The 15,321-nt window shown below is 43.7% G+C and carries 15 protein-coding genes; 9 read left to right on the forward strand and 6 right to left on the reverse strand.

Features of this window, described 5'->3' with window-relative positions:
• Nucleotides 1-3: 3 nt before the first annotated feature.
• Nucleotides 4-1,665: an ExeA family protein gene (locus E2K93_RS04655; RefSeq protein ID WP_135437978.1), complete on the reverse strand. Its 1,662-nt coding sequence runs from the start codon at nt 1,663-1,665 to the stop codon at nt 4-6.
• Nucleotides 1,666-1,798: 133 nt separating this feature from the next.
• Between E2K93_RS04655 and E2K93_RS04660 the strand changes: the two genes are divergently transcribed.
• Together E2K93_RS04660 and E2K93_RS04665 are read left to right on the forward strand one after the other, a co-directional pair.
• Entirely contained in the window at nt 1,799-3,043 is a 1,245-nt protein-coding gene (locus E2K93_RS04660; RefSeq protein WP_135437979.1) for a multifunctional CCA addition/repair protein, read from the forward strand.
• 98 nt (nt 3,044-3,141) lie between these two features.
• On the forward strand, nt 3,142-3,585 hold the full coding sequence (locus E2K93_RS04665) for a CoA-binding protein (protein WP_135437980.1): 444 nt from the start codon (nt 3,142-3,144) through the stop codon (nt 3,583-3,585).
• Nucleotides 3,586-3,653: 68 nt separating this feature from the next.
• Here the strand turns inward: E2K93_RS04665 and E2K93_RS04670 are convergent, their stop codons facing one another.
• From E2K93_RS04670 to folB, 3 genes are all read right to left on the reverse strand, one after another.
• Nucleotides 3,654-4,451 (reverse strand): undecaprenyl-diphosphate phosphatase, encoded by a 798-nt coding sequence (locus tag E2K93_RS04670; RefSeq protein WP_135437981.1) that lies wholly within the window; start codon nt 4,449-4,451, stop codon nt 3,654-3,656.
• 72 nt (nt 4,452-4,523) lie between these two features.
• Nucleotides 4,524-5,021: a 2-amino-4-hydroxy-6-hydroxymethyldihydropteridine diphosphokinase gene (gene folK / locus E2K93_RS04675; RefSeq protein ID WP_135437982.1), complete on the reverse strand. Its 498-nt coding sequence runs from the start codon at nt 5,019-5,021 to the stop codon at nt 4,524-4,526.
• Nucleotides 5,021-5,377, reverse strand: coding sequence for a dihydroneopterin aldolase (gene folB, locus E2K93_RS04680; protein WP_135437983.1), 357 nt, complete (start codon nt 5,375-5,377; stop codon nt 5,021-5,023). Before folB ends, folK begins: the two co-directional genes overlap by 1 nt.
• Nucleotides 5,378-5,531: 154 nt before the next feature.
• Here folB and plsY point away from each other — a divergent pair, with 154 nt between their 5' ends.
• Nucleotides 5,532-6,101, forward strand: a complete 570-nt coding sequence (plsY, locus tag E2K93_RS04685; protein ID WP_135437984.1) for a glycerol-3-phosphate 1-O-acyltransferase PlsY — start codon at nt 5,532-5,534, stop codon at nt 6,099-6,101.
• A 17-nt stretch (nt 6,102-6,118) separates the two neighbouring features.
• Here plsY and tsaD read toward each other — a convergent pair whose 3' ends face one another.
• Complete coding sequence (gene tsaD, locus E2K93_RS04690) at nt 6,119-7,132, reverse strand: tRNA (adenosine(37)-N6)-threonylcarbamoyltransferase complex transferase subunit TsaD (RefSeq protein ID WP_135437985.1); 1,014 nt, start codon at nt 7,130-7,132, stop codon at nt 6,119-6,121.
• Nucleotides 7,133-7,356: 224 nt separating this feature from the next.
• Here tsaD and rpsU point away from each other — a divergent pair, with 224 nt between their 5' ends.
• The 6 genes from rpsU to E2K93_RS04720 all read left to right on the forward strand — a co-directional run bounded on the left by rpsU (nt 7,357) and on the right by E2K93_RS04720 (nt 13,873).
• Nucleotides 7,357-7,572: a 30S ribosomal protein S21 gene (rpsU, locus tag E2K93_RS04695; RefSeq protein ID WP_135437986.1), complete on the forward strand. Its 216-nt coding sequence runs from the start codon at nt 7,357-7,359 to the stop codon at nt 7,570-7,572.
• A gap of 25 nt (nt 7,573-7,597) precedes the next feature.
• Complete coding sequence (locus E2K93_RS04700) at nt 7,598-8,044, forward strand: GatB/YqeY domain-containing protein (RefSeq protein ID WP_135437987.1); 447 nt, start codon at nt 7,598-7,600, stop codon at nt 8,042-8,044.
• A gap of 164 nt (nt 8,045-8,208) precedes the next feature.
• Nucleotides 8,209-9,972 carry a DNA primase gene (gene dnaG / locus E2K93_RS04705; RefSeq protein WP_135437988.1) on the forward strand — a complete coding sequence of 588 codons (1,764 nt, stop codon included), beginning with the start codon at nt 8,209-8,211 and terminating at the stop codon, nt 9,970-9,972.
• Between the two features lie 105 nt (nt 9,973-10,077).
• Complete coding sequence (gene rpoD, locus E2K93_RS04710) at nt 10,078-11,925, forward strand: RNA polymerase sigma factor RpoD (protein ID WP_135437989.1); 1,848 nt, start codon at nt 10,078-10,080, stop codon at nt 11,923-11,925.
• A 214-nt stretch (nt 11,926-12,139) separates the two neighbouring features.
• On the forward strand, nt 12,140-13,201 hold the full coding sequence (locus E2K93_RS04715; RefSeq protein WP_228445501.1) for an acyltransferase family protein: 1,062 nt from the start codon (nt 12,140-12,142) through the stop codon (nt 13,199-13,201).
• Between the two features lie 15 nt (nt 13,202-13,216).
• A complete protein-coding gene (locus tag E2K93_RS04720; protein ID WP_135437990.1) occupies nt 13,217-13,873 on the forward strand; it encodes an outer membrane beta-barrel protein in 657 nt (218 codons plus the stop codon).
• 18 nt (nt 13,874-13,891) lie between these two features.
• Here the strand turns inward: E2K93_RS04720 and E2K93_RS04725 are convergent, their stop codons facing one another.
• The gene (locus E2K93_RS04725; RefSeq protein ID WP_228445503.1) at nt 13,892-15,049 is read right to left on the reverse strand and encodes a GGDEF domain-containing protein; all 1,158 of its coding nucleotides are present in this window, start codon (nt 15,047-15,049) and stop codon (nt 13,892-13,894) included.
• Nucleotides 15,050-15,321: the final 272 nt, after the last annotated feature.

The following is a 15,321-nucleotide window of genomic DNA, read 5'->3' on the forward strand; positions in this document are numbered from 1 at the left end:
GACCTATTCTCCCTCTACTTGTGCGCTTGAATCATCAACAACATTCGCCGCGTCTTGCGCGTCAATCGAAGTTGGCAATTGATATTGAAAACTACTTAACGCAATTGCCGTTTCAATGTCGGTTAATGTCTCGCCACTCTTGATGCGTTTGAACTGTGCCAGTTGGTTGCTAAACAATGCATCTTGTTTATTGAGTTGACGAACCGGTCGACCCTGCGCTTTCGCCAATTGTTGCTCACTCCATAACAATAATGATGGGCTGACATCCTCACTGAGGTTGTCGACATACTCTGCTGGCGGTTGCCATAACAACACCGCTTGTTGATTGTAGCGACGGGCAACAAAATTTTTATTAAGTAATACCGTGTTACCAGCAAAATTAACGTTTAATACATCATCACTGCCGGTCTTGGCTTTGCCATCAACGACCCCATAAAAAGGCGCACCGTTTTCATCGTAAAAGGCAATGATCGACTTATGGCCTAACGCCAATAAAGTGTCAAAACTGCCGTTAAACCAATGACACTGTAAATTAAATTGTTGCGCGGCTGCACAGACGTTCTTATCACTCGCCACATAATCGATATGCCATTGACGATATAATTCGGTAAACGCCGTATTCAACTCGCGACTGCTGTTTATCAGGGTATTACTGATATGACTGCGCTGTTGATTCAGTTGCTCATCATTAAACGCCTTAAGGCGTTGTTCACTGACCGCAAACAACTGCTTTTCGCTGTTAAGTTGTTGCTCACCTATGACCGCACCAATTGCTGCCGGTATCAACACGAAGGCACTAAACATAGCCGCCTTGGCCCAAGGTGTTTGCCATGGGCTAAATTTTTTTGTATCCATATTGAGTGCTTCTTTGGCAGCAGCGCCAATTAAGCGTTTATCAACATGGGTTTGATGTTCTGCGTAAGCGCCAAGTAATGAGCGATCACACAATACATTTATCAGCCTAGGTACACCACCTGATATTTTCTGAATCAATTTAACCGCCGATTTATCGAATATCGGTCGGTTACTGCCGGCAATCGTCAATCGATGCTCTATATATTGCTGGGTTTCATTAAAACTTAATGGCAGTAGATGATAACGAGCGGTAATGCGCTGTGCCAATTGACGTAAATCTTTACGTTTTAGTAATTCTTGTAATTCAGGCTGACCAATTAAAATAACCTGCAGTAGCTTTTTGGTATGAGTTTCAAGGTTGGTCAGTAAACGCAGTTGCTCCAATACCTGAGGCTCAAGGTGCTGGGCTTCATCAATCACCAACAGTGTATTGCGACCATGTTGATGGTTTTCCAATAGATGATTCAATATCGCATCGGTAAGATGTTTGAGTGTTGCGCCATCATTGTACTTAATCGATAACTCGTCACAGACGGTCGCCAATAATTCATATGCGGACAACGTTGGGTTTAGGATAAACGCCGCTTGTGTATTCGCCGGTAATTGGCTCAGCAAGCGTTTTGATACCGTGGTTTTACCGGTACCTACCTCTCCCGTTAACATAACAAAGCCACCAGCTTCGCCAAACCCATAGGTCAGATGTGCCAAAGCCTCTTTATGGCGAGGGCTCATATACAGGTAGTCAGGGTTAGGAGCGATGGAGAAAGGCGCTTCGCTCAGACCGAAATATTGCAGATAATTTTGATTCATGATGTTATTTTTAATGTCGATTACCTCAAACGCTAACCAAACATCACTGATAAGTCAAAATTTGCCGCTATTTTGCTGGTGAAAAGTGCGATACACTTACAAACAATCAACAAATTAGTGCCATTTTACTCCCATGACAGCAAATCTGGATGCCATTGCTGAAAATACCTTTCTGGTTGGCGGCGCAGTGCGCGATACGCTACTCGGCCGTGATGTACATGAACACGATTACCTAGTGGTCGGTGTCAGTCGCGAGACCATGTTGCAACTTGGCTTTAAACAAGTCGGCAAAGACTTCCCGGTTTTTCTCCACCCAATAAGCAAAGATGAGTACGCGCTAGCACGCACCGAGCGCAAGCAAGGTAAAGGCTATACCGGCTTTACCTGTTATGCCGAACCCGATGTCACACTTGAGCAAGACTTGATCCGTCGCGATCTCACCATCAATGCCATGGCACAAAACCAACAAGGGCAAATTTTTGACCCGTATGGTGGCCAACAAGATTTAGCAAAAAAATTACTGCGTCATGTCTCCTCGGCCTTTGCCGAAGACCCTTTACGGGTGCTACGGGTTGCTCGTTTTGCTGCCCGCTATCATCATTTGGGCTTTAGGGTGGCTGACGAAACCAACGCCCTAATGCAACAAATGGCAGAGTCTGGCGAATTAAATCATTTAACGGCGGACAGAGTCTGGAAAGAAATGTCTCGAGCGCTACTGGAACACGATCCTGATGTTTTTATTCAAGTGTTGCGTGATTGCGGTGCCTTAAAAGTTATTTGGCCTAGTTTGGATGCGCTATGGGGCGTGCCGAACCCACCAGCGCATCACCCAGAAATTGATTCTGGCGTACATACACTAATGGTATTGCAACAAACAGTGCGCTTAAGTGATGACTTAGCGGTGCGATTTGCCAGCTTATGTCACGATTTGGGCAAAGGACTGACAGCCAAAAAACACTGGCCAAGCCATCGCGGCCACGAAAAGGCAGGTCTACCATTGGTCGAACAGGTGTGTGAGGCGTTTCGAGTACCGAATCAGATTAGAGAATTAAGCCTGAAAGTGTGTGAGTTTCACTTGCATTGTCATCGAGCGCTTGAGCTCAAACCCAGCACCATACTAAGCCTGTTTGATAAACTCGATGCTTGGCGTAAAAAAGAGCAATTTGAGTGGTTTTTATTGGCATGTGAAGCCGATGCTCGAGGCCGCACAGGGCTCGAAGACTCAGCCTACCCACAAGCGGATTACTTAAGGCATGTGATGCAAACCTGTTTGACGGTAAACGCAAAAGAGTTTGTAGCCCAAGGCTTGCAAGGATTGGCAATCAAACAGGCCATTTATAATAAAAGATTAGAACTCGTGCAGCAGTTACGTCCGTAAAAGCCAGGCATGTTCTAAACTAACTGCAGCGTACCGTTAAATTAGCCAACTAAAATAAAGGCGTTAACTAATATATTAGCGAAACAAGCGAAAGCACTATGCAGGATATTATTGATACTCTTAAGCAAGTAAAAACCATCGCTTTACTCGGCGCCAGCGACAAACCGCAACGTGCCAGTCATCGCGTGATGGCCTACTTGCAACAACAAGGCTACCGAGTCTTACCGGTTAACCCACAATTGGCAGGGCAAACCTTGCACAATGAGATGGTATTCGCCTCTCTTGCTGACGTTGTTGCCAACATTAGTGAGCCTATCGATATGGTGGATGTGTTTAGATTGCCTAAATATTTAGCCGAGATTGTTGAACAGTGTCATACCTTAGCTATCGGAATAATATGGACACAATTGGGCGTTGTAGATGCCGACGCACAAGCATTAGCGCAGCAATATGGTATCGACATGATAGTCGACCGATGTCCTAAAATTGACATTCCAACGCTGCAATCTCAAGGTTTGCTGTCCGAACCAGTACACGGATAATTTTTTGCTTTTGCCCTTATCGCACTTAGCCCTTAGCTCTTAGCTCTTCGCTTTTATAGCTCTTAGCTCTACACAATAAACCAAAGTAAAAAAGCGCCGAGTATTAGGCGGTAGATAACAAACGGCATCATGCCCAACTTGTCGAGCAGGATCAGAAAATAATGGATGCAGGCATACGCGCTAACAAACGCCACTGTCGCACCAAGGGCTATGGCTTGCCAATCAACCCCGTTCGCTTCAAGGATCAGCTTTAAAGTCAAATAACTGCCAGCCATGGCAATGGCAGGAATGGATAATAAAAACGAAAAACGGGCAGCGGCATCTCGTGTTAAGCCAAGCATCATACCCATAGTCATGGTGATGCCTGAGCGCGAGGTACCTGGAATCAATGCCGTGGCTTGTGCTAAGCCAACCAACATTGCCCCTTTAAAACCTAAGTGTTCGATTTGTTTGTTTTGCTTGCCTTTGATATCGACAAAGCCCAGCAATAAACCAAAGACAATCGTGGTAAAGGCAATCACGGCGGCACTGCGCAAATTCTCTTCAATAAAGTCTTTACCGAATAAACCAAACAACCCGGCAGGAATGGTGGCAAAGATAATCCACCAGGCTAATGTCGCATCAAAACTGTGTTTTTTATGAACAACGCTATCGGTCCAGGCAAACAGCATGCTGCCCACTTCTTTGCGAAAATACAGCACCACAGCCAACAAGGTGCCGACATGAACTGCGACATCAAACGCTAAGCCTTGGTCAACCCAGCCTAACAGTTGTGACGGTAAAATAAGATGAGCGGAGCTGGAGATTGGCAAAAACTCGGTGAGTCCCTGAATCAATGCCAAGATAATGGTTTCAATAGTAGACATGCTAAGAAGAGCGTTCCTTTGTTATTATTTTATCGCCGCTTTGCCTTCATTTAAGAGGCTAATGTTTCATGGCTAGCGAAATTCAGGCCATGTAAATTCTACGCGCGTTAGATACTGTAGGCTTTTATCGTACTCTTGCCAAATTTGTTGATAGCTTTTTTGCAATACCGGGTGAATATCATCTGGCGCTAACTCAGCCAGTGGTTGCAAAACATAGGCGTTTAACGGGATCTCATCACGGGGCAATTGCACCGGTTCATCCATCACTAAGTCATCATACAATAAAATATCTAAATCCATCTTACGCGGGCTAAATTTCTTCGAGAAATCAACTCGACCATGCTGCTTTTCCAACGACTTTAACAGCGCACCTATGTACTCGGGTGACTTTGAGGTTTCAACTTTGGCGACCAAATTATAAAAATTTTCACCGCTAAAGCCTACGGGTTCGCATTCATATACCGATGACAACAGCACATTATCAAATTCACTATATAAAGCACGAGCCGCCAAAATAATTTGGTTTTCGCGATCAATATTGCTGCCAATTGAAATATAAACCTGAGCCATTAAGCTTTACTGCCTCTTTCAATAATGACGCCAACACCGCTGGCATTGGCAACCGCATCAGGCTTATTAATTTTTAATTTGAGCCATTTTATTTGATAGGCTTGCATTAAATGCTGACTTAGGTTTTCAGCCAAAGTTTCTAATAAATCAACAACTTTAGCATTGGCAAAGGTTTCAATTTCATTGGAGATTTGCGCATAATCAAGGGTTTTCGCCAGCTCATCACCAGACGCCGCAGCACGAATGTCACAGCCCATTTGCAGATCAAAGATTAGCGGCTGTTTGATGGTTTTTTCCCAATCATAATAGCCAATAGTAGTGTCTATTTTCAGACCTTCAATAAAGACGATATCCATGCTGACTTAGCACTCTTATTACCAAAAACACAATTTTACCCTAATGTTATATGGAAACACCACTCATTGTGTTGTTAGAATGGCACAATAAACGCTTTGTTTAAAAAACAAACAAAGATAATCACAATTCAAAATAGGAGACAGTCCGTTGTTTATGACAATTTGCATTGTTATTGTCGCCTATTTATTCGGCTCCATTTCCAGTGCCGTATTAATATGCCGCTTACGAGGCTTACCCGACCCAAGAACCCAAGGCTCTAATAACCCGGGCGCGACGAATGTATTGCGCATGAGTAATAAGGCAACCGCGGCAGCGGTATTGCTGTTTGATGTGTTAAAGGGAATGGTTCCGGTGTGGGGTGCTTATAAACTCGGGGTCGAGCCATTACATCTTGGTTTTATCGCCATCGCTGCCTGCCTTGGCCATATGTATCCAATATTTTTTAATTTCAAAGGTGGCAAAGCCGTGGCGACCGCCTTTGGTGCGTTAGCGCCGATTAGCTGGATAATGGCATTTGCGCTGATCATCACTTGGGGTTTGATCGTCAAATTCAGTCGCTACTCGTCTTTAGCGGCAATTGTCACCGTATCATTAGCGCCACTATATACCTTTATTATAAAACCGCTGTATACCAATTCGGTAACTATGTTGTCGGTGCTGATCATATTCAGACACCGTGACAACATCATGCGCCTAATAAAAGGCAAAGAAGACAAAGTCTAAAATGTTGCCACGCTTAACTAGACTGGTGGCAATGTATCTAAAGGCCAGCGCGGGTTAGCTTTAAACGTTAAATCAGCGCTGACACCAGACTTAAGACGTTGCATACCAGCAAAGGCGATCATCGCACCATTATCAGTACAAAACTCTGGACGAGGATAATAGACCTTGCCATTCAACTTTTGCATGGTCGCCGCCAGCTTTTCACGTAACGACGTATTCGCACTTACGCCACCGGCGATAACCAATCGATTTAAACCACATTGTTGTAATGCACGTTTGCATTTGATCGCTAAGGTATCGACAACCGCTTCTTGGAAGGCATACGCAATATCTGCTTTGGTTTGATCGCTGCTGTCATTATCGCGAATGGTATTTGCGGCAAAGGTTTTTAAGCCAGAGAAACTAAAATCAAGACCCGGTCGGTCTGTCATCGGTCGCGGAAACTTATAACGACCTTGCTGACCAGCTTCCGCCATTTTTGCTAATACCGGACCACCTGGGTAATCAAGACCAAGTAACTTAGCGGTTTTGTCGAATGCTTCACCTGCCGCATCATCAACCGACTCACCTAACATTTCATATTGGCCAATACCGTCGACACGAACCAACATGGTGTGGCCACCAGACACTAATAAGGCAATAAATGGAAACTCTGGTACATCGTCTTCCAACATAGGCGCCAATAAATGACCTTCCATATGATGCACCGGCACCGCTGGTAGATTCCAACCATAGGCTAATGAGCGACCTATTGAGCAACCCACCAATAAGGCACCGACCAAACCCGGGCCGGCAGTATAGGCAACACCATCTAAATCCGCTGGTGATAGTCCCGCTTCCTTTAATGCTTCTTTAATTAATGGTATGGTCTTGCGCACATGATCACGTGATGCTAATTCTGGTACGACCCCGCCATAATCGGCGTGCACTTCGATTTGAGAATACAGCTTGTGGGCCATAATGCCCTGCTGTTCATCATAAATGGCAATACCGGTTTCATCGCATGAGGTTTCGATACCTAAAATTCGCATAAATCTAAGATTCCATTGGCAGAATTAACATTAATTTTACAGCACATTGCCGTAAGCGGAGCAATTTTAACTCCCAATCAGTTTTTTCACCACAGCTTTTCAATAAAAAACCATTTAAGACTTTACATTGGTGAATGGATCGGATTAAAATGCTGCACCATTTTTAATCAGACACGATTATTTGTATATCGGGTCAACAGTATTCACTAGAGGTGAGAGGCACAATGCCAGTAATTAAAGTAAGAGAAAACGAGCCGTTTGATGTAGCTCTACGTCGTTTTAAGCGTTCATGTGAAAAAGCAGGTATCCTTTCTGAAGTTCGTCGTCGCGAATCTTTCGAAAAGCCGACTTGGGAACGTAAGCGTAAAAAAGCGGCTGCAGTTAAGCGTCACGCGAAGAAAGTTGCTCGCGAAAACGCTCGTCGCGTTCGTTTATACTAAGACTTTAGGCATAATCGCTTAAATTATGAGTTTGTTTGAACAACTCAGCAACGAAATGAAAAACGCCATGCGTGCTAAAGACAAACCTCGTCTTGGCGTAATACGTATGGCGTTGTCAGCTATTAAGCAGGCGCAAATTGACGGTCAAAAAGACGTGACCGACGACGACATCATTGCCTTGATCACCAAAATGATTAAGCAACGAAAAGAATCTGCAGCCATGTATACCGATGGCGGTCGTCCTGAACAAGCTGCCAGCGAACTAGCTGAAACTGTCGTTTTGGAAGAGTTTCTTCCACAAGCACTAACGGCTGACGAGATCAAAGCATTGATCGAACAAGCTATTGCCGACACCGGTGCCGCCTCAATGGCTGACATGGGTAAAGTGATGGGCGTGTTAAAGCCGAAAATGCAAGGACGTGCTGATCTTGGCCAAGTAAGTGGTCAGGTACGTGCTGCATTGAATGCATAAGTCAAATTAGTTTATATAAAAAACCGCACTATTAGGTGCGGTTTTTTTTTGCTAATGACTAAATATTCAACACTGTGTGTCGACAACGATTGTCTATTGAAAGACGAATTTGTTATAGTAACTTTTCCCCTGAATAACACATCAGCAGATAATAATTACAGAACATGGCAGGATTAATCCCACGCTCCTTTATCGATGATCTTCTCGCTCGTACCGACATAGTCGATCTGGTGGAATCGCGCGTGCCATTAAAAAAAGCCGGTAAGAATTATCAAGCGTGTTGTCCATTTCACAGCGAAAAAAGCCCATCGTTTACGGTCTCTCGCGACAAACAGTTTTATCACTGCTTTGGTTGCGGTGCGCACGGTAATGCCATCAGTTTTGTAATGGAATACGATAGACTTGAGTTTGTCGATGCCATCGAAGAGCTTGCCGGTTTTCACGGTATGGAAGTTGAGCGCGAGCAAACCCACCAAAGCCCTGCTGAATTGAAAAAAGCGCAACTGGCGCACAGACAAAAACAAGATGATTATGAATTGCTTGGTCAGATCAGCCAGTTTTATCAGAAAAATCTGCGCCAGCACGCCGACTCTGCCATGGTTATCGAATACCTTAAAGGCCGTGGCTTAACCGGTGAAGTCGCCAAGCAATTTTCAATAGGCTACTCTGCAGACAGTTGGGACGACATGATGAAGGTGTTTGGTAACGCCAGTCAAAGTCAAAAACAACTGGTGGATTTAGGCATGGCGATTCAAGGCGATAAAAATCGCCCATACGATCGATTTCGTGGCCGTTTAATGTTCCCAATCAAAGACAAGCGAGGCCGAGTCATTGGTTTTGGTGGTCGAGTGATTCAAGATGGAACGCCTAAATACCTGAACTCGCCAGAAACCCGAATTTATCATAAAGGCCAGGAACTCTATGGCCTTTACGAAGCGAAGAAGTATTGCAAAGACTTGCAGCGTTTGGTGGTGGTTGAAGGCTATATGGACGTTGTTGCCTTAGCGCAACATGGTATTCCGTATGCGGTAGCGTCATTAGGTACGTCGACTTCAACCGAGCAATTGCAAACCATGTTCCGTACCGTTAAAGAAGTTATCTGTTGCTACGACGGCGACAAAGCGGGTCGCGATGCGGCTTGGCGGGCCATGGAAAATGCTCTGCCATTGGTGCGTGATGGCATTAGCCTGAAGTTTGTTTTTGTTCCCGATGGTGAAGACCCAGATACTCTGATTCGCCAACAGGGTCAGCAAGCTTTCGAGAAATTACTTGATACCGCAACCCCGTTATCGCAGTTTTTATTCGATCATTTAATGCAGCAAGTGGATATCAATTCGCTCGAAGGTAAAGCATCCTTGGTTGAAACATTTCAACCGTATTTGCAAAAACTACCAGACAGTGTGTTAAAAGATTCAATTGTTAATGAGTTAGCCAATAAATTTGGCTCCGGCTCGCAGCAACAATTAGAGCGATTGAATCAAAACCAAGCCCGTAATGTGACAAAAAATGCAAAAAAATCCACCGCAAAAGTAACTCCGGTGAGATTAGCTATTGCATTATTGCTTGAGCATCCCCATTTAGTAAATGTACTCGATGATTTAAGCGTACTCGATCGAATCGAGATGCCCGGCATTGACTTGTTCAAACAACTCATGCAGCAATGCAAACAAAAACCACAAATGAACTCTAGTCAGTTGATTGAAATGTGGCGTGGAACTGAACAAGAAAAAATATTGTCAAAGTTATTGATGTGGGAACACCACATTGATGGCGATGCGGCAGAACATGTGTTTACCGACATACTGGAAAAACTGATAAACAGTTTTGTCGAAAAACGTACCGAATTATTGTTACAAAAAGCCCGTATGGGACAATTAAACTCGTCGGAAAAACAAGAACTTCAAGCGCTGATCAACGCGCAAAGCTAGGCTGAATAAGCCTCTAGCTTTAACTGGAATTTCTTATTTCGTCTTGCTATAATTTTGTCCTTTACTGTTTGTATTTTGATAGCCAAGACAGGTGGACATTCGTCAATGGATCAAGCCCCACAATCTAGACTTAAAGAACTTATCACTAAAGGTAAGGAGCAAGGGTTTTTAACCTTCGCTGAGGTAAACGATCACCTTCCACAAGACATCATAGATTCCGATCAGGTCGAAGATATTATTCGCATGATCAATGACATGGGTATTCAGGTGTTTGAAAACGCCCCTGATGCCGATGAACTTATGATGAGTGAAGCCAATACCGATGAAGACGCAGCGGAAGCCGCGGCTCAAGCACTTGCTACGGTTGAAAGTGAAATAGGTCGTACGACTGACCCTGTGCGTATGTATATGCGCGAGATGGGTACAGTTGAACTACTAACTCGTAAGGGTGAGATCGTCATCGCCAAGCGAATCGAAGAAGGTATTCGCGAAGTTCAACGAAGTGTTTCTGAGTATCCGCCAGCAATTAATTACTTGCTAGAGCAATGGGATAACTTTGAAGCGGAAGAAATTCGTTTAAGCGATATTATCATTGGATTTGCTGATCCGAATGCGGATGATGAAATTGCACCTACCGCAACGCACGTTGGTTCTGAGCTTTCTCAAGAAGAACTTGCCGACGAAGATAATGACGGTAAGAAAGACGAAGATGAGGAAGATGAAGAGGAAGAGGACACAGGTCCTTGTCCTGAGGAAGCACGCGAAAAATTCACTGAATTACGCCGTCTTTACGATGTTGCTAATAAAATCATCGATAAAAAAGGTCGTGGTCATAAAGATGCTATGCAAGCCATTGATGACATCGCCGAATTATTCAAAGAGTTTCGCCTAATACCTAAATTATTCGATCGCTTAGTGAAAAACATGCGTGACGTTATGGACCGTGTTCGTGTTCAAGAACGTCTTATCATGAAACACTGTGTGGTTGGCGCAGGTATGCCGAAGGTACACTTCATTAAGATCTTTCCTGGTAACGAAACCAAGACTGATTGGTTAGAAAGTGAAATTGCCGCTGGTAAACCGTACTCAGACAAATTGAAAATGGTCGATTTTGATATTGAGCGTTGTATTCACAAGCTTAATCAACTGGAAGAAGAAACCTACCTTTCAGTGCAAAGTATCAAAGACATCAACCGTCGCATGTCAATCGGTGAAGCGAAAGCTCGTCGAGCGAAAAAAGAGATGGTTGAAGCGAACTTACGTTTGGTTATTTCAATCGCCAAAAAATACACCAACCGTGGTCTACAATTCCTTGATTTGATTCAGGAAGGTAACATCGGTTTGATGAAGGCTGTTGATAAGTTTGAATACCGTCGTGGTTATAAGTTCTCAACTTATGCAACGTGGTGGATCCGTCAGGCAATCACCCGTTCAATCGCTGACCAAGCACGTACCATTCGTATCCCGGTACATATGATTGAAACCATCAACAAGCTAAATCGTATTTCTCGACAAATGCTACAGGAAATGGGCCGCGAGCCTACCCCTGAAGAACTTGCTGAACGCATGATGATGCCTGAAGACAAGATTCGCAAAGTATTGAAGATAGCTAAAGAGCCAATCTCAATGGAAACACCTATCGGCGACGATGAAGATTCGCACTTAGGTGACTTTATTGAAGACGGCAGTGGTGAGCTTCCAGTTGATGCGGCAACGACGGAAAACCTTAAAGCAGCAACTCATGAAGTTCTTGCCGGTTTAACCGCTCGTGAAGCCAAGGTTCTGAGAATGCGTTTTGGTATTGATATGAATACCGATCACACGCTAGAAGAAGTTGGTAAGCAATTTGACGTTACTCGTGAGCGTATTCGTCAAATCGAAGCAAAAGCACTTCGTAAATTGCGTCACCCGTCTCGTTCAGAGCAATTAAAGAGCTTCTTGGACGGCGAATAAACGCCAAACCGCGTAAGCCAAAAAAGCTACTTGAAAGCCCGCTGATGCGGGCTTTTTTATGGGCGACAAATCTTATACTTGCTAAGCCACTGAACACAGATACTCTGTACCATCTATTAGGGCAACAGCCTGTTCACCACTATTTCAGCATTTTTCGAGCAAAATCAGTAACTAGGATTATACTGATTATAAAGCAAGAATAATGATTTGAATCGTGACGAACTCAACAGAAAAGAAAAAATTTCTCAACAGCATCAACCACTTTCGTGGTATCGCCATTATCTTTATTGTGATGGCGCATTGTTATCGTCCTGCCGGTTGGGAAATCGTTACCTTAGCCGATAAGTTCTGGTTTAACCTGATGATGAATGGCACGGTATTTTTTGTGTTCATCTCTGGCTTCTTGTTTCACCATGTATTTTATCATCGCTGGGACTACCGAAAATACATGAAGAACAAAACCAAATATGTATTTTTACCCTATATATTGCTGTCCTTGCCCTGGATTATCTGGCATTTAACCGCTGCACCAGAGCCAACCCTGCACAACCTTCACGCCGACATAAGCGAAACATCCACCGCAGCGGCTTGGTATGTTATTACCGGCAGAGCGTTAACCGCTTATTGGTATATACCTATGGGCATGATGTTATTTGCCTTGTCCCCTTTGGTGATGCTGATGATCCGTAAACATTGGTTATTGTTAAGCGCGGTACCATTATTCTTAATTGCCATGTACGTGCATCGACCAATATCTAATCTTAATGCCATCCAGTCATTGGTGTACTTTTTCCCGGTCTATTTAATTGGTGCGTGGGCATCCCGTCATCGTGACAAGCTGTTCCCATTTATCGATAAATATTGGCTAATCATGCTGTTAACGGCCATTGCTTTGGCGTTTATTCAAGCCTACTACTTTGGCCATGGGGTGTTAAATAAAGACGCCTTTGAAGCCACCGTGCCGGATTTAATGCTGCCGCAAAAACTGCTTATCAACTTTGTGCTTTTGGCCATTCTCAATAAGTTCGAACACATTAGCATTGGCTTTTTACAAAAGTTGGCTGAAGTCAGCTTTGCTATTTACTTTATTCATCCGTGGATCACCACCCCTTGGTGGATGATTTACGATAGCCCAGATTTATTAGGAATCGCCGGCAAAGGAAATATCTTCACCACCTTTATCGTTACTATGGTGGTCATCTATATCTCCTACCTTATCGCCGTGTTGATTAAAAAGTTGCTCGATAAGCGCAGTCGTTATCTGATTGGTTGGTAACAATAAGAAGAATCTATGAAATTTACGTATCCACTCTTAGGGCTATTAGTTTGCCTTTGTATTAACAGCAGCCAAGCCTTGGCCGCATCATATGAAGAATATTGGGAACTGACCTTTTTTGGTGGTCACCGTACCTCAGATAATATCGAACCCGATGAAGAAGACGATGACGACGAAGTAAGCATCGATGAAACCGAATATTATGAAATAGATTTTGATAATGCCGGCTCTGGTGGTGTTATCTTGGGTTGGAACTTTGATTACAATCGTACCGGTGAGCTGTTGTTTAGCCACAGTGTCACTGATTTTGATGTCGAATTTGATTTAGCGGATACCGAGGTCAGCGTCAGTTACTTGCATATTGGCGGCACCGTGACCATCTCTGAAGGCAAAGTACCATTTCATATTGGTGGTGGCCTAGGTGTCGCGCACCTTGACCCTAGCGATAAGAGCTTAGATTCAGAAACACGTATATCGGCCAACTTAGGCGCCGGAGTGAAGTTTTTGTTTAGCGATAGTTTGAGTCTGCGTCTTGATGCTCGTGGCTACGGGACATTTTTTGATAGCGACAGCTACATATTTTGTTCAGGTAATAAGGGCTGTTTGATCAGAAGTTCAAGTAAGCTATGGCTACAAGCTGAATTTGCCTTGGGTTTAACCTACCGCTTTTAACAAATATAACTCTTTCAACTAAGCCGAAACGACTCGATTACGACCGGCTTTTTTGGCTTTATACAAGGCTTGGTCGGCAATTTTAATGGTGTCATCAAAGCTCATTTGTTTTTGATGTACAGCAACTCCAATAGAGACCGTCACGTGCACCGTTTTGGTCGTGACTTTTGAGCCTTTACGATCTTGTTTTCCCTGACGGTTAAGTTGCCTAATAGCCATTTTATAGTGCGCGATAAGTTTTCTCATGCGCTCTAACTCTGCCATAACTTGTTCGCTATTTTTGCGCGGAAATATCAATGAAAACTCTTCACCACCATAACGAAACGCCTTACCCGAACGACGTACTTTGGCAATTTTAGTCGCCACCAATTTCAAAACTTGATCGCCAACATCATGACCATAGGTGTCATTAAACTTCTTAAAGTGATCGATATCTAACATAGCCACCACGTAAGTATTGCCAAGGGTAGAGGCATATTGATTGAGCGCTCTGCGAGACGGTAAGCCAGTTAGCTCATCACGGTAGGCTAAGAAATACGAATTGACGATAACAACCAATAGATAATAACAGCACAGAATCGCCATGGTAATTGGCCAGTTAATAACAACCAGTTCAAATTGGGCAATGCACCATATTAAATAAGTCGCCAGGACGGCCGTTTGCGACAATGATGGCTGAGCCATATTGCGCCATAACACCACACAACCAACGATAAGAGATGGTAGATAGACACTGCTCACATCACCGGATAATTGCGGCCAAATCAACTGCAGCTTTGCACTGGCGAATAGCCACAAGTAAGCGGCAGCTAAAGTCGCGATAAGTAACAGCACTTGTTTTATTGCATGCCCGCTAAATACACCACGTTCGGTGATCATCGATAACCATGCCAAACTTGCTAATCCATATAAATACAATTGCGGCTCAGAGATCACCAACTCAGCTTCTGGTAAATAATAATAGGCAGAGACAATGATGGTTAAAAAGCTAATTCGAGCTTGTTTGAAATAGGCCGGAAGCAAAAGAGAGATAGCGAATAGAACAGGCAATGAATATTGCACGGAATCGACCGGTATTGACCAGCGCGCAGCAGAATAGTCCAGGCCAATATGAGCCAAGATAATAAATGCGACACCCAAGATGAAAGCTTTGCTGGTTTGCAAAAAATCAGTCACCGACCTTCCCTTTGTTATTAGAATCTGTATATATCGCGAGCTTCTATATAGTAGCAAGTTTTGCGGCGATGTTAATGATTAAATTAGAAGATATTCGCCAATAGGCCTGTAAGATTAGTCTGAAATGGGTAAATTTAGCCGGCTATCAGTTAACAAAACACTAACGAAAGCGTATATAAATTAGGCAACCGAACCAAAAGCGGGAGATTTTTTTTGGCAAGTGGTGACATCCTAAAAAAAAGCCCTTATACTTGCCAGCGTTTTTGGTTATT

The organism is Thalassotalea sp. HSM 43, from assembly GCF_004752005.1.
Taxonomy (GTDB): Bacteria; Pseudomonadota; Gammaproteobacteria; order Enterobacterales; family Alteromonadaceae; genus Thalassotalea_A.

What these genes read in the sequence shown, in the direction of transcription:
- rpoD (WP_135437989.1), top strand. Translation starts at nt 10,078, where the DNA reads ATGGATCAAGCCCCACAATCTAGACTTAAAGAACTTATCACTAAAGGT.
- rpsU (WP_135437986.1), top strand. Translation starts at nt 7,357, where the DNA reads ATGCCAGTAATTAAAGTAAGAGAAAACGAGCCGTTTGATGTAGCTCTA.
- E2K93_RS04720 (WP_135437990.1), top strand. Translation starts at nt 13,217, where the DNA reads ATGAAATTTACGTATCCACTCTTAGGGCTATTAGTTTGCCTTTGTATT.
- E2K93_RS04665 (WP_135437980.1), top strand. Translation starts at nt 3,142, where the DNA reads ATGCAGGATATTATTGATACTCTTAAGCAAGTAAAAACCATCGCTTTA.
- tsaD (WP_135437985.1), bottom strand. Translation starts at nt 7,132, where the DNA reads ATGCGAATTTTAGGTATCGAAACCTCATGCGATGAAACCGGTATTGCC.
- E2K93_RS04700 (WP_135437987.1), top strand. Translation starts at nt 7,598, where the DNA reads ATGAGTTTGTTTGAACAACTCAGCAACGAAATGAAAAACGCCATGCGT.
- E2K93_RS04655 (WP_135437978.1), bottom strand. Translation starts at nt 1,665, where the DNA reads ATGAATCAAAATTATCTGCAATATTTCGGTCTGAGCGAAGCGCCTTTC.
- dnaG (WP_135437988.1), top strand. Translation starts at nt 8,209, where the DNA reads ATGGCAGGATTAATCCCACGCTCCTTTATCGATGATCTTCTCGCTCGT.
- folB (WP_135437983.1), bottom strand. Translation starts at nt 5,377, where the DNA reads ATGGATATCGTCTTTATTGAAGGTCTGAAAATAGACACTACTATTGGC.
- E2K93_RS04670 (WP_135437981.1), bottom strand. Translation starts at nt 4,451, where the DNA reads ATGTCTACTATTGAAACCATTATCTTGGCATTGATTCAGGGACTCACC.
- folK (WP_135437982.1), bottom strand. Translation starts at nt 5,021, where the DNA reads ATGGCTCAGGTTTATATTTCAATTGGCAGCAATATTGATCGCGAAAAC.
- E2K93_RS04660 (WP_135437979.1), top strand. Translation starts at nt 1,799, where the DNA reads ATGACAGCAAATCTGGATGCCATTGCTGAAAATACCTTTCTGGTTGGC.
- plsY (WP_135437984.1), top strand. Translation starts at nt 5,532, where the DNA reads ATGACAATTTGCATTGTTATTGTCGCCTATTTATTCGGCTCCATTTCC.